The organism is Ensifer sp. Root558, from assembly GCF_001427045.1.
GTDB lineage: Bacteria > Pseudomonadota > Alphaproteobacteria > Rhizobiales > Rhizobiaceae > Ensifer > Ensifer adhaerens.
The window spans coordinates 367,355-392,001 of sequence record NZ_LMGC01000012.1 but is presented as its reverse complement, the minus strand read 5'-3'; the positions used below and the strand labels follow the sequence as shown (position 1 = coordinate 392,001).

Genomic DNA, 24,647 nt, shown 5'->3' with positions numbered 1-24,647 from the left:
CCACAATCGCAGAGCCCCGGACTTCGGTCCGGGGCTTTTTTGTTTCCACGCCGCGGCGCGACACGCGGATGGCGTTGACGCGGACGTGCGGTCCGGGCATCTGGCGTTATTGAAATCAGCGCGCCCCTGCTCCAGGACAATTTATCATGACCGACCCGTCGGCCACCTCCGCCCCGTTCGCCGCCAACGAGAAGCTTGGCGCCCTGCTCGTCTTCGGCTCGGCCTTCTTCTGGAGCTTTGGCGGCGCGATTGCGCGGTTCCTGCACATTTCCGACAGCTGGACGATCGTCTTCTGGCGCTGCCTGTTTGCCGGCCTGTTCCTGCTCGCCTTCATGCTGGTGCGTGACGGACCGCGCGGCACGGTGGCCCTGTTCAAGGGCATGGGCTGGCCGGGCATCGCCGTCGGGCTCTGTTTCACCATCGCCTCGACCTCCTTCATCATTGCGATCTCCTACACGACGATCGCCAATGTCGTTCTGCTCGGCGCCGGGGTGCCGCTGTTTGCGGCGCTGATGAGCTGGGTGCTGTTTCGCGAGCGGGTCTCGCGCTTCACCTGGGGCGCGATCACCGCGGTCATCTTCGGCGTCGGGATCATGGTCTCGGAAAGCCTGACGGGAACAATGTCACCGGTCGGCGATGCGCTGGCGCTGCTGATCCCCGTCGTCTTCGCGCTGGCAACCGTCATTACCCGCCGATACCCGCATGTGCGCATGACGCCGGCGACCTGCTTCGGCTGCTTTGCCGCAAGCGGCATTGCCGCCAGTCAGTCCTCGGGCCTGGCGGTGACTGGAGGCGAGCTCGCGCTGCTCTTCGTCTTCGGCGCCTTCAACCTAGGGCTTGGCATGGCGCTCTTCGTGACCGGTGCCCGGCTGGTGCCCTCGGCGCTGGCCGCGCTGCTCGGGACGGCGGAAACGGTGCTGGGGCCGCTCTGGGTCGCGATCATCCATGGCGAGGTGCCGAGCAGCCGGACGATCGTCGGCGGCACCTTCGTTCTCCTGGCGCTGCTGGCCTACCTGCTCAACGAATTCCGGCGGACGCAAACCATCCCCACACGGCCGGTCCGCACGCCGACGCCTTGACATCCACGGCCAAAACCTTGAAGCCAAGGACTTTCTCGATGAAGGACCGACCGCCGATGGCCGATACCAGACCCAAAGACGACAAGCCGTTGTTCGGCCGGCCGTGGATTTTCATTCGCGGCGTCCCCGCCATGAAATTCCTGCCGCCGGAAGGACCGGCCGAGATTGCCTTTGCCGGTCGCTCGAACGTCGGCAAGTCGTCGTTGATCAACGCCCTGGTCGGCCACAAGGGTCTGGCAAGAACCTCCAACACCCCGGGCCGCACGCAGGAACTCAACTACTTCGTACCGGATGGATTTTCCGGCGAGGCCGACGACCTGCCGCCGATGGCGCTCGTCGACATGCCCGGTTACGGCTATGCCCAGGCGCCGAAGGAACAGGTCGATGCCTGGACAAAACTGGTCTTCGACTACCTGCGCGGCCGCTCGACGCTGAAGCGCGTCTACGTGCTGATCGACAGCCGCCACGGCATCAAGAAGAACGACGATGAGGTGCTCGACCTGCTCGACAAGGCAGCCGTCTCCTATCAGCTTGTGCTGACCAAGACCGACAAGATCAAGGCCGCCGGCGTGCCGCGGCTGATCGCCGAGACGCTCGAAAAGATCAAGAAGCATCCCGCCGCCTTCCCGGAAGTCCTCGCAACTTCCTCGGAAAAGGGCGAAGGGCTCGAAGAGCTGCGGGCGGCGATCGGCACTGCGATCGCGCGCTAAAGGGCTGCAGGGCATCCGGCATCGCGCGGAGAGCACGGGCCCCCATGCGAAATCGATGTCTTTGATCTCTGTCACTACCCCGACATGCAATCCGCTCTATCTCTGCGTTGCGTCCAGAACGGTGGCGCGGCCAGAGATAGGAGTGAGACATGTCCGATTTGATCGTTGTCGGGTTCGATTCCCCCGAGGAGGCTGACAGGGTTCTGGTCCGGCTCGCCGGGCTGAAGAAGGAATATCTGATCGACCTCGAGGATGCGGTGGTCGTCGTGCGCGACACCGAAGGCAAGGTCCACCTCAAGCAGAGCCTCAACCTGACCGCCGTCGGCGCCACCTCGGGCCTGCTCTCCGGCTCGCTCTGGGGCGGCCTGGTCGGCCTCCTGTTCCTCAATCCGCTGGCAGGCTTTGCAATCGGCGGTGCGCTCGGCGCGGGTGCCGGCGCCCTCTCGGGCTCGCTCAGCGACTACGGTATCGACGACGAATTCATCAAGTCGCTCGGCAACACCATCCCGAACAATTCCTCCGCTCTGTTCATCCTGGTGCGCAAGGTTCAGCCGGAAAAGGTTCTCGCCGAATTCCCCGACCTGCGCGGCCGCGTGCTGAAAACGTCGCTTTCGCCCGAACAGGAGCAGAAGCTGCAGGCAGCGCTCTCCGGCACAACAGCGGCTGCACCGCCCGCCGGCGCCTAATCGTCCGGCTGGCTTATCGAGACAGCACGAAGGCGAGCGCCAGGCCATTGATGCAATGGCGCTTGCCGGTCGGTGGCGGGCCATCGTCGAAGATGTGACCGAGGTGGCCGCCGCAACGGCGGCAATGGCATTCCGTACGGGTCATGAGCAGCGAATTGTCTTCCCATGTCGCCACGGCATTGGGGAGCGATTGCCAGAAGCTCGGCCAGCCCGTGCCACTGTCGTACTTCGCCTCGGACGAATAGAGCGGCAGTGCACAACCTGCGCATTGGAAGGTGCCCTTGCGCTTCTCGTGGTTAAGCGCGCTTGTAAAGGGACGCTCCGTGTCCTCGTGCCGAAGGATCCGGTACTGGTCGTCGGTGAGGGCTGCCCGCCATTCGGCATCAGATTTGACGACCTCGAAGGGCTCCATTCCCGCTGCCCATGCAAGTGGCGTGAGCCCGCGCAACGCGAATGCTGCGGCCAATGCCGTGCCTGCCATCAGGAAGACGCGCCGGCTGATCATGCTAACCTCCCACTTGGCCCAAAGCGCGTCACGATCATTCGCGCGGTGCGCTGTACGTTGTCGATTTGTCGGATGTCGCGATAGACGATACCGCCCGGACACACCCGCTGCAAAACAATGCCGTTCAAAGCATCGTGACGCGGTGAAGGGCCATCGGTCATACGACCGATGGCAAGCGCCAGGCCGCCGGCAGCGGCCAGGCGCCGCCGAACTCAGCCTTTCGGCAGGAGCACCTTGTCGATCACATGGATGACGCCGTTCGACTGCTTGACGTCGGCGATCGTTACCGTCGCCGTACCGCCGGTTTCATCGGTCAGCATCAGCTTGCCGCCGTCTTCCCTGGCTTTCAGCACACAGCCGCCGACCGTTTTGACGTCATGCTCGCCACCGTCCTTCTTGATCATCTCGGTAATCGCCGCCGACATCGCGTCGGCGGCAACGACATGGCAGGTCAGGACCTTGGCGAGCTTGTCCTTGTTCTCCGGCTTCAGAAGCGTGTCGACGGTACCGGCCGGCAGTGCGTCAAAGGCGGCATTCGTCGGCGCAAACACCGTGAACGGCCCCTTGCCCTCCAGCGTCTTCACCAGCCCGGCTGCCTTGACGGCCGCGACCAGCGTGGTGTGATCCTTGGAATTAACGGCGTTCTCGACGATGTTTTTCTCCGCATACATCGGCGCGCCGCCGACCATCGGATTTTCGGCATGGGCGACGAAGGCACTTGCTGCGAGGACGGACGCTGTTGCGACCAAGCGGATGGCAGACGTGAACATCTTCTCTTCCTTCCTGTTGAGGGAGGCGGCGCATGGGCCGCCCGCCGAAGCTGCCGTTCCCTACGGGGGGAACAAGACAAGCAACGGAACGACGGGAGAAAGAGTTTCAGGAATTTTCAGGGAAGTTAGTCGATTGATAAATAAGGATATTTATCGATATCACGCGCTCAGAGGTTTCGCGCCTTGCCGAGCGCGATGATCGGTCCGGTGGCCACGCCGGTCGACGAACCGCCGAGCGGCTCGACGCTGACGGCAAGAACCGAGCCGGCGGAGATCCGCGAGCGGAAGGTCGACGGCACGGCGATTTCGCCCTCCCCGGTCTGCGGCAGGACACCGAGCGAGATTGCCGGATTGCTGCCGTTGATCAGCCAAAGTTCGAGGGATTTCTGTTCCGCGTGGCTGGCGGCCACCGGCGTTACCTGCAAGCGGCCCGATGCCCGGTCGAAGCGGGCGACGAGATCGATGGCGCTGCCTTTCCCCGAGAGCTCGGCAACAAGCGAGGCACCGGTCGACCGCGTCTCGAACAGGCCGGCCATTGAGGCGCCCATCACCAGCAGGGCGGCGAACGAGGCAAGCGCCAATCCTCGCCAGAGTGCCAGCGAGTGCCAGAGCCCGCGGGACCGTACAGGTTCCGACCGCAACGTATCGAAAAGTTGCCGTTCGATCGCGGAGAACGTCCTAGGTGGGGGCACCACCGGATCATAGGCGTCGTCGAAGGAGGAAAGGTTGCTCTGCCAGCGGTCGACCATGGCGGCAAAGTTGCGATCGGAAGCAAGCCGGGCCTCGACCTTGCGGCGATCGTCGGCAGACAACACGCCGAGCACATACTCGCCCGCGATCACCTCGTCGCGGCGAAAGTCCCGGCCCTCTGGGGTTGGTGTCGTCATCGCTCCATACACTCTCGCAACTTCAGGAGACTGCGCCTCAACCAAGTCCGCATAGTGTTCAGCGGCACCGCGAAGACGTCAGCCAGTTCCTGGTAGCTCAGGCCTTCGACGTAGGCGCGCCGCACCGCTTCCGCGCGGTCTTCTTCAAGCTCCTCCATGCAGGCGTCGATCCGCCTGCCTTCTGCTCTCACGACTGCCAACTTTTCCGGATCGGCAGCAGGATCAGCCAAATCGTAGGCTTCGTCAATCACATTGGCAGCCGGTTTGCGCGCCCGGATGAAGTCGATGGCCTGATTACGCGCTATTGCCGCCAGCCAGGAACCCGCAGCCGCCTGTCCTTGCGAAAACCGGCCAGCCCGCTGCCAAATCTTGACGTAGATTTCCTGCAGCGCTTCTTCCGCCTCGCCCCGATTGCCAAGAATACGCAGGCAGATGCCGAAGAGTTTCGGACTGGTCTGCCGATACAGTTCGGCGAAGGCGTCGCGATCGCCGAGCGAAACGCGGCCAAGCAGGCCGGCTATATCCTCATCGATCATAGAACGCGCCCCGAAGCCTCATCTCTCCAGAGATAGGGCGCAGTTCACTTTGAACCAGCCGTATCGTCATTCGGCCTTTATGTTGCTCTCCGATCATTCCATCGATCCGGAACTTGCGCTAAACAGCAGCCGGTATTTTTCGAGGGTCCGCCATGTCCGCCAATGAAAGTGAAATCCAGGCACGCCTGCTCACCCAGGCCCTGCCCTACATGCAGCGCTACGAGAACAAGACGATCGTCGTCAAATATGGCGGCCACGCCATGGGTAACAGCGAGCTCGGTCGCGCTTTTGCAAGCGACATCGCGCTTTTGAAGCAGTCGGGCGTCAACCCGATCGTCGTGCATGGCGGCGGCCCGCAGATCGGCGCCATGCTGACGAAGATGGGCATCGAATCGAAGTTCGAAGGCGGCCTGCGCGTCACCGACGAAAAGACGGTCGAGATCGTCGAGATGGTGCTCGCCGGCTCGATCAACAAGGAGATCGTCGCGCTCATCAACCAGACGGGTGAATGGGCAATCGGCCTTTGCGGCAAGGACGGCAACATGGTCTTCGCCGAAAAGGCACGCAAGACCGTCAAGGATCCGGATAGCAATATCGAGCGCGTCCTCGATCTCGGTTTCGTCGGCGAAGTGGTCGAAGTCGACCGCACGCTGATCGACCTGCTCGCCCGCTCGGAAATGATCCCGGTGATCGCGCCGGTCGCGCCCGGCCGTGACGGCCACACCTACAACATCAACGCCGACACCTTCGCCGGCGCCATCGCCGGTGCGCTGAACGCCACGCGCCTGCTGTTCCTGACGGACGTTCCCGGCGTGCTCGACAAGCAGGGCAACCTGATCAAGGAACTCTCAGTATCCCAGGCCCGCGCGCTGATCGCCGACGGCACGATTTCCGGCGGGATGATCCCGAAGGTCGAGACCTGCATCGACGCGATCAAGGCGGGCGTTCAGGGCGTCGTCATCCTCAACGGCAAGACGGCCCATTCGGTGCTGCTCGAAATCTTCACCGAGCGCGGCGCCGGCACGCTGATCGTGCCCTGACGCAACCCGATCGGCAATAACGTGACGAGGATCCGGAAGCCGTCTCACACAGCTTCCGGATTTTTTATGCGGCCGCGCTGTCCGATGGATGGCGCCTGCGGGGCGGTAACATCGATTCCTCCTCGGCCTCCTGCGGCGCTCCCCAGAACACCTCAAGCGACGGCCCGGCGGCGAAATGGCGGCGGCGGAAGGCGAATTCGTAGAGCTCGTGAAACCAGACCCTGCGCCCCATGCGGGTGTACCACCGCATCGAATGGCGCTGCTGCGGGTCGCGGTGCAGGAGGACGCGCGCAAGGGCCTTTGGCCGCGCCTGGATCGCGACCTCGATCAATTTCACGCTCAGAAAAAGCACGACCGGGTGAAGGTGCTTCATCTTCAGCACCTGATGCTTGTAATCCCACTTGCGCATGTCCGGCTCGATGACGGTGCGATCCCTGGCGAGGCCAAAGAACGGGGTCCACCGGTGCGGCGTGACGTAGAGCGCCTGGATCTGGTCCGGGTCGTAGGAAAGAAGCTGCCTGAAACCACGCCAAAGATCGCTCAGGCGTTCCTCCTCGAAGCCGACCACCCAGGTGGCCATTGAAAGAATGTCGTGCTGGCGCAGGAGCGCGATTGCCTGCCGGTCGCTCGTGGTCGTCCCGCCCTTTTTGATCAGCTTCAGCGTCGCGTCATCAGTGTTTTCCATTCCGAGCAGCCAACGCACGACACCGGCCTTGCGATAGAGGTGCAATATGTCGGCATCGCGCACGATATCGTCTGCCCGCGTCGAGCCGACGATCTGCACCGGCACGTTCTCGGCGATCATGGCGTTCAGGAAGGCGAGCCAGCCCTTGCGCGACGAGGTCGGGTTTTCGTCGGCGAGATTGATCAGTTCCACGCCCTCTTCACGGTGGAGGCGGGCGATCTCCTTAGCGAACGCGACCGGATCCCGGTGCCGCCATCGCGTCCAGAAACCGCGCTGGCCGCAATAGTTGCACAAATGCGGGCACCCTCTCGAAAACTGCAGCACGACAGCGCGTTTTCCGCCCCAATAACTGTAGTGCCGATGCTCGATCAACTCCCAGCCGATGCGGTAGGCATCGAGATTGGCGATCGCCTCGGTCGGACGGGTGGCGAGCGCAACCCCGTCATCATCGCGATAGGCGATGCCCGGAACCTCGCTCAAGGGTTCTAAGGATGACAGGGCGCGCACGAGCCGTCGCACTGTCTCTTCGCCCTCTCCCCTGACGACGTAATCGAAGGCGCCGCTCTCGCTTAGAACCTCGCGCCAATGATAGGTCGGGAACACACCGCCATAGATCACCCGGACGGACGGTGCGGTCATTCTGACATCGCTGGCAATACGCTTGGCCGTCGGGTGGGCCGACGTCGACCCCGAATGACCGATCAGCAGAAGATCCGGGCAGTCGTCGAGCACGCGTGCGACAATCTCTTCGAAGCCCAAAGGGCCGAATTCGCAATCGATGAGCCGCACGGCGTGGCCATCATCGATGAGCGGCCCGCCAACGGCGAGCAGGCCGAGCGGCGGAAGATGATCGTCGGGAATACGGCTGCCGATGGCCGTATGCGGCGGATTGAGCAGAACAATCTTCATACGGTGCCTCTTGGGTCGCAAAGAATTGCCAGAGACACGATAAAGCTGAAGATTGCGGAAATAACAGCTCCAGGCTGCGGCCAAAAACGTACGTTTTCGCGGTGAAATCGCGCAACTTGCGCAGCGCGATTTCATCGAGCCCCGAGCTCAGCGCGGAGCGTAGACCTCGGTCGCCGCCGCCTTCAATTCTTCCATCATCACGCGGTATGGGCCCGGGCCGTAGCTGACGCGTGACACGCCGGCGCGGGCGAGCGTCTTCAGGTCGGGTGCGGCCGGGCGCATCATGATGTTGACGGGCAGGATCGAGGCGGCGCAGACCTTGGCGATCAGCGCCTCGTCCACCAGCCACGGTACGAAGAAGCCGCTGGCGCCCGCTTCGGCATAGGCCTTGCCGCGGGCGATCGCCTCGTCGACGAGGCCGGCATGCCGGCTCTCGTCACCCTCCTGCAGGAAGAGATCGGTGCGGGCATTGATGAACAGGGGGATGCCGCGCCGGTCAGCCATCTCGCGGATGGCGCGGATGCGCTCCGCCTGCTTTTCGACCGGGTGCACGCCGCCCTTGCCGACGATCTGGTCCTCGAAGTTGATGCCGATGGCGCCGACGTCGAGGATGCGCGAGACATTGGCGGCACCGGTCGCCGCGTCGTCGGAGTAGGCGCCTTCGAAATCGATGCTGACGGGCAGGTCGGTGCTCGCCACGACCAGGCGTGCGATATCGGCAAGCCAGGCCAGAGGCACCTTCTCGCCGTCGCCGAAGCCGTGGGCGGCCGCCACCGACCAGCTTCCGGTCGCAAGCGCCTTGGCACCGGCCTCTGCCACGGCCTTAGCGCTGCCGGCGTCCCAGATGTTGTACAGCACCACCGGGTCACCCTTCTTATGCAGGGCGGCGAAGGCGAGCGCCTTTTCCTTCTGGTTCATTGTGTTTCCTCCACCAACAGGCTGACTGGTTTCATTTTCGCCTCGTGCCGAAGCAGCCACTGTTTCCGCCAGAGCCCGCCACCGTAACCGGTCAATGAGCCATCCGCGCCGATGCAACGGTGGCACGGAATGACGATGGCGATCCGGTTGGAACCGTTGGCCTTGGCGACCGCACGTGCGGACTGGATCGTAGCGACCTCGCGGGCAATGTCACCATAGGAACGTGTCCCGCCGGCGGGAATCTTCACGAGCTTCGCCCAGACGTTGCGCTCGAAGGGCGTTCCCCCGGGCGCAAGCGGAGTTTGAAATCCGCCCGCCTCGCCGGCGAAATAGCTCTTCAACTCGCCTTCGATCTGATCGATCGGCGCCGTCCGGCCGGGGACGATGGCCGAGCGCGTCGCGCGCTTCAACGCCTCCAGCTCCGTCGGCAGCGCCTTGCGTTCGTGGAACTCCAGCAAATGGAGGTGCGTCGCATCGGCAACCGCGACCATCGGCCCGATCGGCGTTTCGATCCAGTCGGACGAGAGCAGCGCCCTCCCCTGGGCTGCCGCCGGCGCATCGCCGAGCAGGCGCTGGAAGGCTACGCGAAACCCGCTCGGCGACTCGTAGCCTGCCTCGAGCTGGGCGTCGATCACCCGACCACCGTCGGCGAGCTGGCGGGCGGCGAGCCCCAGGCGACGATGGCGCGCGAGATCGAGGAAGGTGATGCCGAGCGCGCGCTTGAAGGCACGCCGGACGGTCGAGGGATCAAGCCCGCGGCGCACGATGTCGTCCTCGCTCCAACGGCGCTCCGGTGCTGCTTCCAGCGCCTGCAGAAGCTCCTGGACGAGCGGATCCTTGGCGCCGAACGTGGCAAGCGGCCGGCAGCGCTGGCAGGGACGGAACCCCGTCTCCAGGCAGGTGCCGATCGAGCTGACGAAGATCGTATTTTCCCGCTTCGGCTTGCGGGCCGGGCAGGACAGGCGGCAGAAGACGCCTGTTGTCTTGACGCAGACGAAGGCCGAACCTTCGTATTCGCTGCTGCGCGCCATCAAGGCGTCGTAGAGCGTTTCATCGGAGGGAAGATCGAACAACATGCCGCGGTTCTAGCATGACCACGGCTCGGGAGACGCCGGTTTTCGGGCGTCTATTTTTCAGATCAGCACCAGCATGACGACACCGAGCACGATCAGCAGGCAACCCAATAGCTCCAGTCTGTTGATCCATTCGCGGAAGATGAAAAAGGACGAGGCGAAGGTGAAGAGCATTTCCACCTGGGCGACGACCTTGACGACGGCCGCCTGCTGCAGGGTCATCGCCATGAACCAGCCGAAGGAGGCAGACGCGCCGACGAAACCGACGACAAAGGCCGGCTTCCAGGCAGCCGCGATGCGCGGCAGCTCGTCGCGTTCGCGCAGCACGATCCAGATCAGCATGACCACGGTCTGCAAGAGGATGACGAAGCCGAGCGTGAAGCTTGCCTGCATCATGTAGTCGGGTGCCGGCAGGCTCGGCGCCAGAGCCAGCGACGCCGAACGGTAGGCGACGGCCGAAAGGCCGAAGAAGGTGCCGGACAGCAAGCCGATGCCGGCCGTGCGCGAGAATACCGAGGTCACCAGCGTGCGCGCACTCAGGGTCGTGCGCGCCACCGAAATCAGCATCACGCCGACGACCGGGATGGCGATTGCCACCAGCGTGCCCTCGCTCGCCTTTTCGCCGAGGAAAATCAGGCCGAAAAGCGCTGCCTGCGCCGGTTCCGTGCGCGAATAGGCGGTGCCGACGGCGAAGTTGCGGAAGGAGAAGAGATGGACGAGCAGGAAGGTTGCGGCGATCTGCGCCAGCCCCCCGATCACCGCCCAGAGGAAGAAAGTGCCGTTCGGCACCGGAAGCGGACGGCCCACCACCTGCCAGAGCACAACGAGATAGAGGAAGGCGAACGGCAGGCCGAAGCCGAAGCGCACGAAGGTCGCGCCCGTCGTGCCCATGACGCCTTTCAAGTGTTTCTGCATTGCGGAGCGGACGTTCTGAAGGAAGGCCGCGGCGATGGTGATGAGGACCCAGGTTTCCATCGTTTCGAGCTAGCATGCAGGCCGGCTCGTTGCCAAGGACCACCTAACGGACCGGTTGCTACTCCGCCCTTTCCCGCGCCTCTGCGAGCTCCGTGCCCTCGCTGATCGTGATCCGGGGCGCCTCGTCCTCGAAGGTCTTTACCCGCTGATCGTAGTTCGGCGCGAGCGTTCCGAGCACACGGTCCCAGAAGGAGAAGTAGTTGGCGTAATTGTACCTGAAGCCCGAATGGTGCTGATCATGGAACGTCGTGCACAGCAGCGGAGACGGGTAGCGCGCGGTGGAGGCGGCAAAATACTCGAAGCCGCAATGGCCGATCATGCCGTTGAAATGTTCGAACAGCCGATGGGCGATGAGCACCAGCGGCGGAAACGGCACGACGAAAACGACGACGGCCGAAAAGCTCTGAAGCAGGAAGTTGTCGAAGACGTCCTCGGAATAGGTGCTCCAGATCGTCGGCGCCACGCTTTTATGATGCAGGGCATGCAGCGGATAGAGCCACTTGGTGTGCAGCAGCCGGTGCATGAAATAGAACCAGGCATCGTAGAGGATCATGCTGAGCACGAAGAGCGGCAGGGCGTTCCACCAGGTGAGCGTCCAGGGCGCCGGCGCCCAGCCCTTCTGCTGGGCGTAAAGACCGATCGTCAGCGGCAGGCAGGCGCTGAACATCGATTTGAGGCTCTGGCGGATCTCGGCGCTGCGGCGCTTGTCGGAACCGCGTCCCTTCTGGATCTTTCGCTCGGGATTGCGCTCGTTGAGCCATGTGATGCCATAGCCAAGCGCGAAATAGGTAACGACGGTGAACGTGTAAAACCCGAACAGAAAGAGCAGATAGAATACTTCGTTCGACATTGGCATCCGCATCCCCGAGCCAAAAACCGCGCGAGCCGGAAGATGCCACGCACAACCGCCAATTCAAAGCGCTAATCTATGCGCCAGCATTACGCCCGGCCCCGCATCGCCATTTTCCCGTTTGCCGCCACGGTCGGTCGTGTCATAAGGCGGTCATGAAAAAGCTCGCCCGCCTGCCGACCCGCTCCGAATTCGCCCATGTCACCGACTGGGTCTTCGACCTCGACAACACGCTCTATCCCCACCACGTCAACCTGTTTGCGCAGATCGACCGCAACATGACGGCCTATGTGGCGAAGCTTTTGTCGCTCGATCCGGCCGACGCCAAGAAGCTGCAGAAGGACTATTACCGCGACCACGGCACGACGCTCAAAGGCCTGATGGTCCATCACGGCATCGACCCGAACGAGTTCCTCGAGCAGGCCCATGCGATCGACTATTCGATCGTTCCGGCCGACCCGGCGCTCGGCGAAGCGATCAAGTCGCTTCCCGGCCGCAAGTTCATCTTCACCAATGGCAGCGTTGCCCATGCGCAGATGACGGCCCGGGCGCTCGGCATCCTCGACCATTTCGACGACATCTTCGATATCGTCGCCGCCGACTTCGTGCCGAAGCCCGCGGGCGAGACCTATGACAAGTTCATGAGCCTGCACCGGGTCGATACCCGCAATGCCGTGATGTTCGAGGACCTGCCGCGCAATCTCCTCGTGCCGAAGGCGCTGGGCATGAAGACGGTGCTGCTGGTGCCGCAGAACCTCGAATACACCTTTGCGGAATCGTGGGAAAAGTCGAACGACACCGACGAGCAGATCGACTACGTGACGGAAGACCTCGCCGGCTTCCTGCGGAGCCTCCTCACAGATCTCTAGAGTGGCGCTGGCGGACGCCGCAAAGACGGCGTCCCGCCCGCTGCGACACAATTTTGCCGCCGAAAAACCTCTTTTCGGCCAATGACTTAAATTACCAAAGTTTAACTGGCGTCGGCTGCACCCGCGTCTATCCTTGCGATCAGAAACAACCGATCGAAAGGACGCATGATGCCGAACAAGACCCTGATCCTCGGCGTGGCTGCACTCTCCGTCGCCGTCACCGGAATGGCCTCCCCCTCCTTTGCTGCCCGCGAAAAGATGACGCCCGAGCAGCGCGGCCAGCACATGATCGAGCGGCTCGACACCAACAAGGACCAGAAGGTTTCGCTCACCGAGTTCCAGGCGCGGATCTCCGACAATTTCAAAACCTTCGATACCAATGGCGACGGGCAGATCAGCGCCGAAGAAATGAAGGTCAAGCGCGAGGCCTTCCGTGAGGCGCGCAAGACCTGGAAGGAAGCCAAGGCCAAGACAGGCACGGAGCGCGAGACCGCCCTTGCCAAGCTGAGGGAAGCCCGCCCGGCCATGCTGCCTGGGCTGCGCCCGAAGGCCTTCAAGCGCGTCGATGCCGACGGCAACGGTTCCTTGAGCGCCAGCGAAGTTTCAAGCGCCGCGGAAGCCATGTTCAAGCGGCGCGACAAGAATGGCGACGGCGTCATAGACGCGGCCGACTTCACCAAAAAGATCTGACGGGAGCTCTTCTCTCTCCCCACCGCCCGGTGGAGAGGCTCCTGCCTAGCCCATAGCCCCTTGCTCCCCCAGCGAGGGGCTATGCGCTTTTTTTGGACCGCTGCGATCAGCGGCGGCCATTTGCCATCGGAACGGACTTCGGGTCGACCGTTTCATAGAAGCGGGAAATGATATCCCAGGCTTCATCAGCCGTTTCGACGAACTGGACCAGATCGACGTCGTTCGGCGCGATCGTGCCGAATTCGGCAAGCGCCTCGAAATTGACGATCGAGCGCCAGAATTTTTCCCCGAAGAGAATGAGCGGAACCAGCGCAAGACGCCCGGTCTGCATCAGCGTCATCGTCTCGAAGAGCTCGTCCAGCGTACCGAAGCCGCCCGGGAAAACGGTGACGGCCTTGGCGCGCAACAGGAAGTGCATCTTGCGGATGGCGAAATAGTGGAAGTTGAACGACAGTTCGGGCGTCACGTAGCGATTGGGCGCCTGCTCGTGCGGCAGCACGATGTTGAGGCCGATCGACGGCGCGCCGACATCATCGGCGCCGCGATTGCCGGCTTCCATCACGCCCGGGCCTCCGCCGGTGACGACGACATATTCCTTGTAGTGCAGCTTGGCCGAATGCTCGGAGCAGAGCCGCGCGAACTTGCGTGCTTCCTCGTAATAGACCGAGGCGGCTTCGAGGTTCTTGCGCTGCGTCTCGTTCTTCGCTGCCCAGGCGTCGCCGCCGGGCTCAGGAATGCGAGCGCCGCCGAACATGACGACGGTGGAGTTGATGCCGCGCTCTTCCAGCATCATTTCGGTCTTCAGGAGTTCGAGCTGCAGCCGGATCGGGCGCAGTTCTTCGCGGCAGAGAAAATCGTCGTCGATATAGGCGAGGCGATAGGAAGGCGAAGCCGATTGCGGCGTGACCGGAACGGTCTGTGCGCGTTGCCGGCTCTGCGAGCTGTCGGCCAGCGGATCCCAGACCCCATCTTTGCGGCGCAGAGCGCGCTTCTTCATGCGTGCCATATTCTCGTCTTTCCCGTCGCGTTCCGGACAATCGGCATCTCGTCCAGACGCGTCCTATCCTCAATCCTCGGTCATGAAGGTCGCAAGCGCATCAGCGCGCTGCGGCGGCCTTTGCGCATCCCGAACGGGTACGCGGCGCTGTAGTGCCGTGTTCGCCTCAGTTTGCCAAGCCCCGGCCACTCCAGGGACCTGAAAAGCCCTTCAACATTTCAGGATCACGTCGTGCAGCCACCGCCGCTCAGGACGTGTCAAGGTCGCTGCAGCAGCTAGATCTGCTGCATAATTTTGTCCTTAAATCGATTCCGATTTTCGGATTTATGCAGTAGAGCTTTCGCAGGATAACCGCCGAACTTTAAGGAATTCCGATGACGAACCACGACCTCGCCTCCCTGTCGCAGACGATCGAAGCCGCCTTTGAAGACCGCGACTCCGTCAACACCGGAACGCGCGGCGCGGTGCGCGATGCCGTCGAGACGGCGCTGAACCTGCTCGACAGCGGCAAGGTCCGCGTCGCACAGCGCGGCGAAGACGGTAACTGGACGGTCAATCAGTGGCTGAAGAAGGCCGTACTGCTCTCCTTCCGCCTCAACCCGATGGAAATCGTCAAGGGCGGCCCGGGCCAGTCGGTCTGGTGGGACAAGGTGCCCTCGAAGTTCGACGGCTGGAGCGTCAACGAGTTCGAGAAGGCCGGCTTCCGCGCCGTTCCGAACTGCGTCGTGCGCCGTTCGGCCTACATCGCCCCCAACGCCATCCTGATGCCCTCCTTCGTCAATCTCGGCGCCTATGTCGGCGAAGGCACGATGGTCGATACCTGGGCAACGGTCGGCTCCTGCGCCCAGATCGGCAAGAACGTGCACCTTTCGGGCGGCGTCGGCATCGGCGGCGTGCTGGAGCCGATGCAGGCCGGCCCGACGATCATTGAAGACAACTGCTTCATCGGCGCCCGCTCGGAAGTCGTCGAAGGCTGCATCGTGCGCGAAGGCTCGGTCCTCGGCATGGGCGTCTTCATCGGCAAGTCGACCAAGATCGTCGACCGCGCCACCGGCGAAGTGACCTATGGCGAAGTGCCGCCCTACTCGGTCGTCGTCGCAGGTTCGATGCCCTCGGGCTCGACCATGGGCAACGGCCAGCCGGCGCCGAACCTCTATTGCGCCGTCATCGTCAAGCGCGTCGACGAGAAGACCCGCTCGAAGACCGGCATCAACGAACTGCTTCGGGACTGATCGCGATGACACCGGAGGGGCCGCAGCCGAGCATGACCTGGCTGTTCTTCAGCCCCTCCGGTCGCATCGGCCGCCTGCCCTTCTTTCTCTCCTGGCTATTCTGGTTCCTGATCGGCGGCTTCATGGTCGCCCGAATGGTTGCCAACGAGGGCAATGAGACGGTGCTGGCGCTCTGGACGCTGGCATTCGTCGTCTCGAGCCTCGTCTCGCTGCCCTCCATCGCCATGCTGGCGATCAAGCGCCTGCACGATATCGGCTATCCCGGCCCGCTTTCCCTCACTCTGTTTATCCCGGTCTTGAGCCCGGTCGTCTTCATCGCCCTTTGCCTCTGGCCGGGCGATCAGGGGCCCAACGAGTTCGGCGCGCGCAGCGACGAACCCGGCCCTTGAACCCTTCGCCCCTGTACAAGAACCGCGTGAGCGCGTATGTAGCGCGCCATGACAGGCCCGCGACGTGTTGGCCGCGGCAATTGGCGCCGAGACGATCCGTTCGTCCTGGGCTCTACGACCGATATCCGAAAGACAAGATATGACTGAATTCGAAGGGATCGCGCCTGCGATCGCCGAGGCGTTGGCAAAACGCGGTTACAACGAATTGACGCCGGTTCAACAGGCGATGCGCGATCCGGAACTCGCCGGGCGCGACGCCCTGGTTTCGGCGCAGACCGGTTCCGGCAAGACGGTCGCCTTCGGCCTGGCGCTGGCGCCGACGCTGCTTGGCGATGAACGCCGCTTCGGGCCTGCCGGTGCCCCCCTGGCGCTCGCCATCGCACCGACGCGCGAACTGGCGCTTCAGGTCAAGCGCGAGCTTGAGTGGCTCTACGGTGAGACCGGCGCGACGATCGCCTCGTGTGTCGGCGGCATGGACATGCGCACCGAGAAGCGCACGCTGGAACGCGGCGCCCACATCGTCGTCGGCACGCCCGGTCGCCTTTGTGACCATATTCGCCGCAACTCGCTCGACATTTCTTCGCTGCGCGCCATCGTTCTCGACGAAGCCGACGAAATGCTCGACCTCGGCTTCCGCGAAGACCTCGAATTCATTCTCGAAGAGTCCCCTGACGATCGCCGCACCCTGATGTTCTCGGCGACCGTGCCGAAGTCGATCGCAACGCTCGCCAAGAACTACCAGCGCGACGCCGTACGCATCAGCACCGCTTCCGAACAGAAGCAGCATGTCGATATCGAATACCGCGCGCTCACCGTTGCGCCGAACGATCGCGAAAACGCGATCATCAACGTGCTGCGCTTTTACGAAGCGCGCAACGCCATCGTGTTCTGCTCGACCCGCGCCGCGGTCAACCATCTGACCGCCCGCTTCAACAACCGCGGCTTCTCGGTGGTGGCGCTTTCGGGCGAGCTCAGCCAGAACGAACGCACCCACGCCCTGCAGGCCATGCGCGACGGCCGTGCCCGCGTCTGCATTGCGACCGACGTTGCCGCCCGCGGCATCGACCTGCCGGGCCTGGAACTGGTCATTCACGCCGATCTGCCAACCAACTCCGAGACGCTGCTTCACCGCAGCGGCCGCACCGGACGCGCGGGTCAGAAGGGCGTCAGCGCACTGATCGTGCCGGTCAACCAGCGCCGCAAGGCTGAGCGCCTGCTCGACGGGGGCCGGATTACCGCGACCTGGGCACGCCCGCCGTCGGCCGACGAGGTCAGCCAACGTGACGACGAGCGCCTGCTTGCCGATACGAGCTTTGCCGAGCCGATCCGCGAGGACGAACAGGCGATCGTGGCAGCACTTATCGAGCGCCACGGTGCCGAGCAGATGGCCGCCGCCTTCGTACGCCAGTTCCGTTCGGGACGGTCCGCTCCGGAAGACCTGATCGAAGTCGCTGTCGGCGCCAAGCCGCGCCGCGACGAACGCGCACCGCGCGATGATCGTGCCCCGCGCGAGGACTTCGGCGCCGAGCGGGCCGATTTCAGCGACGGCAGCTGGTTCTCGCTGTCCGTCGGCCGCAAGCAGAGTGCCGAGCCGCGCTGGCTGATCCCGATGCTCTGCCGTCACGGCAAGCTGACCAAGCGCGACATCGGCGCGATCCGAATGCAGCAGGAAGAGACCTTCGTCGAGATGACCGCCGAGGGTGCCGAACGCTTCCTGTCAGCGATCGGCAAAGACAAGATGCTGGAGAAGGGCATCCGCGTGAAGCCGCTCGCCGGCGCGCCGGATCTGTCGCAGCAGCGCCAGGAAAAGCCGAGTTTCTCGAGGGACAAGCCGAACTTCTCCAAGGATAAGCCGGGCTTTGCCAAGAAGCGCCCCTATTCCGACGACGCCGCTCGCAATGACGACCGCGGCGACTTCAAGCCGAAGCGCAAGTTCGAAAAGAAGGCCGCCTATAGCGATGGGCCTGCCCATACCGAGGACAGGCCGCCGGCGAAGGGCGCCGAAAAGCCTTGGGGCAACAAGAAGAAGGGCAAGCCGGACGCTGGCAAGGACGGCGGCTTCAAGCCCAAAACCAAGCCGAAGGGCAACGCCAAGAACCGCCAGGGCTGAGCCCGGCGACGGCAACCCAAAAGCCAATCAACAAGGCGTTGCGATCCGATCGCGGCGCCTTTTTTGTTATTCCGAGGACCGGGAGCGAGCGGTCCCGGCACTCCACCCGGACGCTCAGCGCAATGCGGATCATGCATGGCACCGAGCCAGCGCGCGTGACGGTCAGGCAGCGTCGAGCTGCGATTGGGCGACGATCTTGACCACCCAGTCAGCAAAGACGCGCAGCCGGCTGCTCAGATGCCGGTTCGGCGGATAGACGAGATAGATCGGCATGGGCTCGACTTCCCAATCCTCCAGCACCGGCCGCATGGCGCCGGTCTCGAGGTCCTCGCGCACCATGAAACGCGGCGCCTGAATGACGCCGAGGCCGGCTCGCGCCGCCGCGAGATAGGTGGTGGCTTCATTCGCCGCCACGGCATAGCGGCCGTTCACCTCGATCTCCTCGTTGCCGCGCTTGAAGTAGAACGGCAACTGCTGCCCGGTCTGCGGCCGGAAGTAGCCGACGACGTAGCAGTTCTTCGAGAGATCCGACGGATGCTGCGGGATCGCGTGGCGCGAGAGGTAATCGGGCGCTGCGCAGGCGACGAAGCTCATCTCGGTGATGCGGCGCGCGATCAGGGACTGGTCGGTGAGCGCACCGACGCGGATGGCGCAATCGACATTCTCGGCCACGTAGTCCACCGTCCTGTCCGAGACCCCGAGGTCTATCTGGATGTCGGGATAACGCTTGTGAAACTCCGGTAGCGCGGGGATCACAATCAGGTTGGCAATCGCGCTTGCCATCTCCACCCTGAGCCGTCCCTTCGGCAAGGTCTGGGCGCTCGAAAGACTGCCGTCGAGTTCGTCGAGGTCGGTCAAAAGGCGTGCCGCGCGTTCGTAATAGAGCGCGCCATCGGGCGTTACCAGCACCCGGCGGGTGGTGCGGTTCAGAAGTTTTGTGCGCAGATGCGCCTCCAATCCCTGGATGAGATTGGTCAATGTCGCCTTGGGCATATTCAGCGAAGCGGAAGCGCGGGTGAAATTTCCGGTTTCGACGACCCGGAGAAAGGCGCGCATGGCCGTGAGCTGGTCCATTTTCAAGAGCCGTAATTGTTCGAGAATACGAATAGTGTAATCAGATTGAAAAGACTATTCCAGACAGAAGACAATGCTATTCTCCTGTCGTGGCGTGTTGTCGCCACATGTGGGTTTGGCTCGGGCCGAAGGCAAGAGAGATGGGCGAACAGTTCAAAGTGGAGACGATGCAGACGGGCCAAGGCTCGTGCACCGCACGCGTCTACCGCGGCGAGACCCTGCTTAATCCGCCGCCGATCGTACTGCACCTGCATGGCGGCTCCTTCGTCGGCGGAACGATCGCTGCCGGCGAGCGCGTTGCCGAGGCACTCGCGGCAGCCGGAGCGGTGGTGATATCTCCGGAATATTCCGCGGCCTGCCTCAACCCCTTTCCCGCGGCCCTCGATGTCGCCTATGCCATGCTGTCGTCGATGCGCGCGCGCTGCCCGCAGTTCGCACACAAGAAGTCGTCGCTGTTCGTGGCCGGCGAAGAGGCTGGCGGCAATGTCGCCGCCGGGGCCGCGCTGATGGCGCGAGACCAGTATCTGACCGATCTCAAGGGCCAGATCCTGCTGTCGCCGATGCTGGATCCGTGCCTGGCAACGGCATCGTTCCGTCAATACTGTCCCCAGTCCTCGGCGCAATCGATCGCCGACGGCTGGCAGCGCTATCTCGGCCAGAACGGTGGCTTCACCCACCCTTACGCCGCGCCGGCCCACTGTACGCGGCTCGCCGGCCTCGTGCCTTCGCTGATCGTGACCAGCGAAGAGTGCCCGATGCGCGACGAGGCTGAAGCCTATGCCGAGCGCCTGCGCAAGGCGGGCGTGGCGGTCGAATCCCACGTGCTGCCCGGACGCGCCGGATGGTTGCCGCAGAACGCAGGCACCGGCGAAAGCTGGTCGGCACAGCAGAAGGAAATTACCGGCATCTTCGCCCGCTTCTTCCAGAAGGCGGGGGCAAAGCCGGCGGAAATGACGGTGCGTTAGGCGGGGCCGCTCAGAGGCTCATTCCCCGATCTGGCATCGAACGCAAAGCGCCGGCTCCCAACCGGCAAGGAGAGAAAAGATGACATCGACAGTGACCCGCCGGGCCCTCTGGGGCGCCGGCCTGAGTATCCTTTTGTCTGTCGGCGGCGGCGCCGCCGTCATGTTCGGCCTGCCGCAGCATTTCGAGGCCGATGCCGCGACCGATGCGTCCGCCGCTCCTCCGCCGGCCGTGCCGGTCTCGGTGGCGCGGGCGCAGTCCAAGCGCATCACCACCTGGGAGGAATTCTCCGGACGCCTTGAAGCGATCGAGCGTGTCGAGGTGCGCCCGCGCGTCGGCGGCGCCATCCTGAAAGCCCACTTCCGCGAAGGTGCGCTGGTCAAGCAAGGTGACCTCCTGGTGACGATCGATCCCGAGCCCTATGCCGCAGCCGTCGAGCGGGCAAAGGCCCAGGTCGAGGCTGCCGAAGCGCGTGTTTCGCTCGCCAAGATCGAGCTCGAGCGCGGCCGCAAGCTGGTGACCACCAGCGCCGTGCCGCAGAGCAGCGTCGACCAGCGCGCCAGCGCCTATGACGAAGCTCAGGCGGAGGTGCGCTCGGCCAAGGCGGCGCTGCGCACGGCCGAACTCGATCTGCAATACACCGAGGTCCGTGCGCCGATCTCCGGCCGCGTCGGCCGGCTCGACGTCACCGCCGGCAACCTCGTTGCTGCCGGTTCCGCCTCGCCTGTGCTGACAACGCTCGTCTCGGTCGATCCAATCTATGCGAGCTTCAACGCCAGCGAAGAAGTGGTCACCACCGCTCTCGCCCGGCTCGCAGCATCGGCCGGCGGCAACGCGATCGAGCGCCTGCCGGTCCAGGTCGGCACCGCCGCCGACGAGGGCACGCCGATCTTGGGCCATATCCAGCTCATCAACAACGAGGTGGATGCGGCAACCGGCACGATCCGGGTACGCGCGGCGCTTGAAAACGCCGACGGCAGGCTGATCCCCGGACAGTTCGTCCGCATCCGCATCGGCGAGCCGGACCCCGAGGAAAAGCTTGTGATCAGCGACCGCGCCATCGGCTCCGACCAGGACAAGAAATTCGTCTTCGTCGTCGGCACCGACAACAAGGTCGAGTATCGCCAGGTGAAGCTGGGGCCGAATTCCGACGGTCTGCGCATCGTCGAAAGCGGCCTGAAGTCCGGCGAGAACATCGTCGTCAACGGCCTGCAGCGGGTTCGCCCCGGCGTCGTCGTGGCGCCGCAGCAGGTCGAGGAAACGACCGCCTCTATCGCCAAGTAATCCCGGCGCCTCTTCGCCCGGTGTGAAGAGGCTCCAGCCAAGGCATCACTCTGCAGACATGGCCGCGCGGCGCGTTTTTTCGCCGCGCCCGCCGGAGGTCTGCCCGAACGCATCCCAAGGGGGATACCATGAACTTCTCACGCTTCTTCGTCGACCGCCCGGTCTTCGCGGGCGTATTATCGGTCCTGATCTTCGTGGCCGGCCTGATCGGCATGACCGGTCTGCCGATCTCCGAATATCCCGAAGTCGTCCCGCCGCAGATCGTCGTGCGCGCGCAGTATCCGGGCGCAAACCCGGCCGTCATCGCCGAAACGGTGGCGACACCGCTTGAAGAACAGATCAACGGCGTCGAAGACATGCTCTACATGCAGAGCCAGGCGACCGCCGATGGCCTCATGACGCTGACCGTCACCTTCGCGCTCGGCACCGATCCGGACCAGGCGCAGCAGCTCGTCCAAAACCGCGTCTCGCAGGCCGAGCCGCGGCTGCCCGAGGAGGTGCGCCGCCTCGGCGTCACCACCGTCAAGAGCTCGCCCGACCTGACCATGGTCGTGCACCTGCTTTCGCCGAACGGCCAGTACGACATCAACTATCTGCGCAACTACGGTGTGCTCAACGTCAAGGACCGGCTGGCCCGCATCGAAGGTGTCGGCCAGGTGCAGATCTTCGGCGGCGGCGACTATTCGATGCGCATCTGGATCGACCCGCAGAAGGCAGCCGAGCGCGGCCTTGCCGCAGGCGATATCGCCAACGCGGTGCGCGGCCAGAACGTCCAGGCGGCGGCAGGCGTCATCGGCGCCTCGCCTTCCGTCCCAGGTCTCGATCTGCAGCTTTCGGTCAACGCGCAGGGCCGTCTGCAGACGCCTGAGGATTTCGAGAACATCGTCGTCAAATCCGGCGCCCAGGGCGAAGTGACTCGGCTCGGCGATGTCGCCCGCGTCGAAATGGGCGCGTCCGAATACTCGCTGCGCTCCTTGCTAGACAACAAGCCGGCCGTCGGCATGGCGGTCTTCCAGGCGCCTGGATCGAACGCGATCCAGATTTCGGACGACGTCCGCAAGGCCATGGCCGAGATGAAGCTCACCATGCCTGAAGGCGTCGACTACGGCATCGTCTACGACACGACACAGTTCGTGCGCGCCTCGATCGAATCCGTGGTCGACACGCTGCTCGAGGCGATCGCGCTGGTCGTGCTCGTCGTCATCATCTTCCTGCAGACCTGGCGCGCCTCGATCATTCCGCTCGTCGCCGTTCCGGTCTCGATCGTCGGCACCTTCGCCGTCATGTATGTCTTCGGCTTCTCGATCAACGCGCTCAGCCTCTTCGGCCTCGTGCTTGCGATCGGCATCGTCGTCGACGACGCGATCGTCGTGGTGGAAAACGTCGAACGCAACATCGAGCAGGGACTGTCGCCGGTCCAGGCGACCTACCGCGCCATGCAGGAAGTCTCGGGTCCGATCATCGCGATCGCGCTGGTGCTCGTCGCGGTGTTCGTGCCGCTCGCCTTCATCACCGGCCTCACCGGCCAGTTCTATCGCCAGTTCGCGCTGACGATCGCCATCTCGACCGTGATCTCGGCGCTCAACTCGCTGACGCTCTCCCCGGCGCTGGCTGCCCTTCTCTTGAAGGACCACCACGCGCCGAAGGACTGGCTGACGCGGTTGATGGACAGGCTTTTCGGCTGGTTCTTCCGCGGCTTCAACCGCTTCTTCGGCGCAAGCTCGGAGGCCTATGGCCGCGGTGTGGGTCGCATCCTGACACGCAAGTCGCTGATCATGGTGGTCTATGTCGTGCTTCTCGGCGTCACCTTCACGCTGTTTCGCGCGGTCCCCGGCGGCTTCGTACCGGCGCAGGACAAGCAGTACCTGATCGGCTTTGCCCAGCTTCCGGACGCAGCCACGCTCGACCGCTCGGAAGACGTGATCAAGCGGATGAGCGAAATTGCGCTCAAGCACCCGGGCGTCGAAAACGCCATCGCCTTCCCGGGCCTGTCGATCAACGGCTTCACCAACTCGTCGAACTCCGGCATCGTCTTCGTCGCGCTCAAGCCCTTCGAGGAACGCAAGACGCCTGAACTGTCCGGCGGCGCGATCGCCATGCAGCTCAACCAGGAATTCGGCGTCATCCAGGATGCTTTCATCGCCATGTTCCCGCCGCCGCCCGTCCAGGGTCTCGGAACGACCGGCGGCTTCAAGCTGCAGCTCGAGGACAAGAACGGCCTCGGTTACCAGGCGCTCGACGAGGCGACCAAGGCCTTCCTCGCCAAGGCCTACCAGGCACCGGAGCTGGCCGGTCTCTATTCGAGCTACCAGATCAACGTGCCGCAGCTCTATGCCGACCTTGACCGCGTGAAGGCACGCCAGCTCGGCGTGGCCGTCACCGACGTCTTCGAGACGCTGCAGATCTACCTCGGCTCGCTCTACGTCAACGACTTCAACGCCTTCGGCCGCACATACAGCGTGCGCGTCCAGGCGGATGCGAACTACCGCAGCCATGCCGACGACATCGGCAAGCTGAAGGTGCGTTCGCAATCCGGCGAGATGATCCCGCTGTCGGCGCTTCTGAAGGTCGAGCAGACGGTCGGCGCCGAACGGGCGATCCGCTACAACGGCTTCCTGTCGGCCGACATCAACGGCGGCCCGGCACCGGGTTTCTCGTCCGGCCAGGCGCAGGAAGCCATCGAACGCATCGCCGCTGAAACCCTGCCTCCGGGCATCGACTACGAATGGACGGACCTGACCTACCAGCAGATCCTGGCTGGCAACTCCGGCATCCTGGTCTTCCCGCTGGCGCTGTTGCTCGTCTACCTCGTGCTTGCGGCCCAGTATGAGAGCCTGACGCTACCGATCGCCATCATCCTGATCGTGCCGATGGGCATCATGGCGGCACTCGTCGGTGTCTGGCTGACCGGAGGCGACAACAACGTCTTCACCCAGATCGGTCTGATCGTCTTGGTCGGGCTATCGGCGAAGAATGCCATCCTCATCGTCGAGTTCGCCCGCGAACTGGAACTGTCGGGCAGCACGCCGGTCAAGGCGGCGATCGAAGCGAGCCGGCTGCGTCTGCGCCCGATCCTGATGACCTCGATGGCCTTCATCATGGGCGTGGTGCCGCTTGTCATGTCGACCGGCGCCGGTGCGGAAATGCGCTCGGCCATGGGTATCGCGGTCTTTGCCGGCATGATCGGCGTCACCGCCTTCGGCATCTTCATGACGCCGGTGTTCTACGTGCTGATCCGCAAGCTCGCTGGCGAGCGGCCTCTGAAGCACGCGGGAGCCCATATCGAGGCGCCGCATCTCGCACCCGGAGAATAAGCCCTTCTCCATTCCCTTCGCGATCTTCAGGCGGGCCGGATCCTTCCGGCCCGTTGAAGCTGCGGCGCTGCGCCTCCGCCCAGGCGCGGCGCCGTTCTGCGT

The 24,647-nt window shown here is 63.8% G+C and carries 23 protein-coding genes; 12 read left to right on the top strand and 11 right to left on the bottom strand.

Features of this window, described 5'->3' with window-relative positions; translation table 11 throughout:
• Positions 1-146 precede the first annotated feature (146 nt).
• The 3 genes from ASD63_RS15275 (at position 147) to ASD63_RS15265 (ending at position 2,475) form a co-directional block, all read left to right on the top strand.
• Positions 147-1,079, top strand: a complete 933-nt coding sequence (locus ASD63_RS15275; RefSeq protein ID WP_034797305.1) for a DMT family transporter — start codon at positions 147-149, stop codon at positions 1,077-1,079.
• A 56-nt stretch (positions 1,080-1,135) separates the two neighbouring features.
• Positions 1,136-1,789: a ribosome biogenesis GTP-binding protein YihA/YsxC gene (gene yihA, locus ASD63_RS15270; RefSeq protein ID WP_034797613.1), complete on the top strand. Its 654-nt coding sequence runs from the start codon at positions 1,136-1,138 to the stop codon at positions 1,787-1,789.
• Between the two features lie 149 nt (positions 1,790-1,938).
• The gene (locus ASD63_RS15265) at positions 1,939-2,475 is read left to right on the top strand and encodes a DUF1269 domain-containing protein (protein WP_034797308.1); all 537 of its coding nucleotides are present in this window, start codon (positions 1,939-1,941) and stop codon (positions 2,473-2,475) included.
• A gap of 13 nt (positions 2,476-2,488) precedes the next feature.
• On the opposite strand, the gene msrB is transcribed toward ASD63_RS15265, so the two are convergent.
• The 4 genes from msrB to ASD63_RS15245 form a co-directional block, all read right to left on the bottom strand.
• The gene (gene msrB, locus ASD63_RS15260) at positions 2,489-2,980 is read right to left on the bottom strand and encodes a peptide-methionine (R)-S-oxide reductase MsrB (protein WP_060529508.1); all 492 of its coding nucleotides are present in this window, start codon (positions 2,978-2,980) and stop codon (positions 2,489-2,491) included.
• A gap of 212 nt (positions 2,981-3,192) precedes the next feature.
• Positions 3,193-3,750, bottom strand: coding sequence for a fasciclin domain-containing protein (locus ASD63_RS15255; protein ID WP_034797313.1), 558 nt, complete (start codon positions 3,748-3,750; stop codon positions 3,193-3,195).
• A gap of 167 nt (positions 3,751-3,917) precedes the next feature.
• A complete protein-coding gene (locus ASD63_RS15250) occupies positions 3,918-4,637 on the bottom strand; it encodes an anti-sigma factor (RefSeq protein ID WP_060529507.1) in 720 nt (239 codons plus the stop codon).
• A complete protein-coding gene (locus ASD63_RS15245) occupies positions 4,634-5,173 on the bottom strand; it encodes a sigma-70 family RNA polymerase sigma factor (RefSeq protein ID WP_034797319.1) in 540 nt (179 codons plus the stop codon). The genes ASD63_RS15250 and ASD63_RS15245 overlap by 4 nt, the downstream gene beginning before the upstream one ends.
• A 152-nt stretch (positions 5,174-5,325) precedes the next feature.
• Between ASD63_RS15245 and argB the strand changes: the two genes are divergently transcribed.
• Positions 5,326-6,213 (top strand): acetylglutamate kinase, encoded by an 888-nt coding sequence (argB, locus tag ASD63_RS15240; protein WP_034797321.1) that lies wholly within the window; start codon positions 5,326-5,328, stop codon positions 6,211-6,213.
• A gap of 64 nt (positions 6,214-6,277) precedes the next feature.
• Here the strand turns inward: argB and bchE are convergent, their stop codons facing one another.
• The 5 genes from bchE to ASD63_RS15215 all read right to left on the bottom strand — a co-directional run bounded on the left by bchE (position 6,278) and on the right by ASD63_RS15215 (position 11,623).
• Positions 6,278-7,807: a magnesium-protoporphyrin IX monomethyl ester anaerobic oxidative cyclase gene (bchE, locus tag ASD63_RS15235; RefSeq protein WP_034797323.1), complete on the bottom strand. Its 1,530-nt coding sequence runs from the start codon at positions 7,805-7,807 to the stop codon at positions 6,278-6,280.
• A 147-nt stretch (positions 7,808-7,954) separates the two neighbouring features.
• A complete protein-coding gene (locus ASD63_RS15230; RefSeq protein ID WP_034797325.1) occupies positions 7,955-8,725 on the bottom strand; it encodes an isocitrate lyase/phosphoenolpyruvate mutase family protein in 771 nt (256 codons plus the stop codon).
• Positions 8,722-9,801: a trifunctional transcriptional activator/DNA repair protein Ada/methylated-DNA--[protein]-cysteine S-methyltransferase gene (locus ASD63_RS15225; protein ID WP_034797327.1), complete on the bottom strand. Its 1,080-nt coding sequence runs from the start codon at positions 9,799-9,801 to the stop codon at positions 8,722-8,724. Before ASD63_RS15225 ends, ASD63_RS15230 begins: the two co-directional genes overlap by 4 nt.
• Positions 9,802-9,858: 57 nt before the next feature.
• Positions 9,859-10,773, bottom strand: coding sequence for a DMT family transporter (locus ASD63_RS15220; RefSeq protein ID WP_060529506.1), 915 nt, complete (start codon positions 10,771-10,773; stop codon positions 9,859-9,861).
• 58 nt (positions 10,774-10,831) lie between these two features.
• Complete coding sequence (locus ASD63_RS15215) at positions 10,832-11,623, bottom strand: sterol desaturase family protein (RefSeq protein ID WP_034797332.1); 792 nt, start codon at positions 11,621-11,623, stop codon at positions 10,832-10,834.
• Between the two features lie 155 nt (positions 11,624-11,778).
• Between ASD63_RS15215 and ASD63_RS15210 the strand changes: the two genes are divergently transcribed.
• Entirely contained in the window at positions 11,779-12,492 is a 714-nt protein-coding gene (locus tag ASD63_RS15210; protein ID WP_034797335.1) for a pyrimidine 5'-nucleotidase, read from the top strand.
• Between the two features lie 168 nt (positions 12,493-12,660).
• On the top strand, positions 12,661-13,182 hold the full coding sequence (locus tag ASD63_RS15205) for an EF-hand domain-containing protein (RefSeq protein ID WP_167550691.1): 522 nt from the start codon (positions 12,661-12,663) through the stop codon (positions 13,180-13,182).
• A gap of 106 nt (positions 13,183-13,288) precedes the next feature.
• On the opposite strand, the gene ASD63_RS15200 is transcribed toward ASD63_RS15205, so the two are convergent.
• Complete coding sequence (locus ASD63_RS15200) at positions 13,289-14,188, bottom strand: LOG family protein (RefSeq protein ID WP_034797342.1); 900 nt, start codon at positions 14,186-14,188, stop codon at positions 13,289-13,291.
• A 365-nt stretch (positions 14,189-14,553) separates the two neighbouring features.
• Between ASD63_RS15200 and dapD the strand changes: the two genes are divergently transcribed.
• The 3 genes from dapD (at position 14,554) to ASD63_RS15185 (ending at position 17,910) form a co-directional block, all read left to right on the top strand.
• Positions 14,554-15,411: a 2,3,4,5-tetrahydropyridine-2,6-dicarboxylate N-succinyltransferase gene (dapD, locus tag ASD63_RS15195; protein ID WP_034797345.1), complete on the top strand. Its 858-nt coding sequence runs from the start codon at positions 14,554-14,556 to the stop codon at positions 15,409-15,411.
• 5 nt (positions 15,412-15,416) lie between these two features.
• Positions 15,417-15,800 (top strand): DUF805 domain-containing protein, encoded by a 384-nt coding sequence (locus ASD63_RS15190; RefSeq protein ID WP_034797357.1) that lies wholly within the window; start codon positions 15,417-15,419, stop codon positions 15,798-15,800.
• Between the two features lie 139 nt (positions 15,801-15,939).
• A complete protein-coding gene (locus ASD63_RS15185; RefSeq protein WP_034797359.1) occupies positions 15,940-17,910 on the top strand; it encodes a DEAD/DEAH box helicase in 1,971 nt (656 codons plus the stop codon).
• A gap of 162 nt (positions 17,911-18,072) precedes the next feature.
• Here ASD63_RS15185 and ASD63_RS15180 read toward each other — a convergent pair whose 3' ends face one another.
• On the bottom strand, positions 18,073-18,984 hold the full coding sequence (locus tag ASD63_RS15180; RefSeq protein WP_034797362.1) for a LysR family transcriptional regulator: 912 nt from the start codon (positions 18,982-18,984) through the stop codon (positions 18,073-18,075).
• 140 nt (positions 18,985-19,124) lie between these two features.
• On the opposite strand from ASD63_RS15180, the gene ASD63_RS15175 reads away from it, so the two are divergent.
• From ASD63_RS15175 to ASD63_RS15165, 3 genes are all read left to right on the top strand, one after another.
• Positions 19,125-19,949 carry an alpha/beta hydrolase fold domain-containing protein gene (locus ASD63_RS15175; protein WP_034797364.1) on the top strand — a complete coding sequence of 275 codons (825 nt, stop codon included), beginning with the start codon at positions 19,125-19,127 and terminating at the stop codon, positions 19,947-19,949.
• A gap of 79 nt (positions 19,950-20,028) precedes the next feature.
• Entirely contained in the window at positions 20,029-21,231 is a 1,203-nt protein-coding gene (locus tag ASD63_RS15170) for an efflux RND transporter periplasmic adaptor subunit (protein WP_034797366.1), read from the top strand.
• Between the two features lie 128 nt (positions 21,232-21,359).
• Complete coding sequence (locus ASD63_RS15165; RefSeq protein WP_034797367.1) at positions 21,360-24,545, top strand: efflux RND transporter permease subunit; 3,186 nt, start codon at positions 21,360-21,362, stop codon at positions 24,543-24,545.
• Positions 24,546-24,647 lie beyond the last annotated feature (102 nt).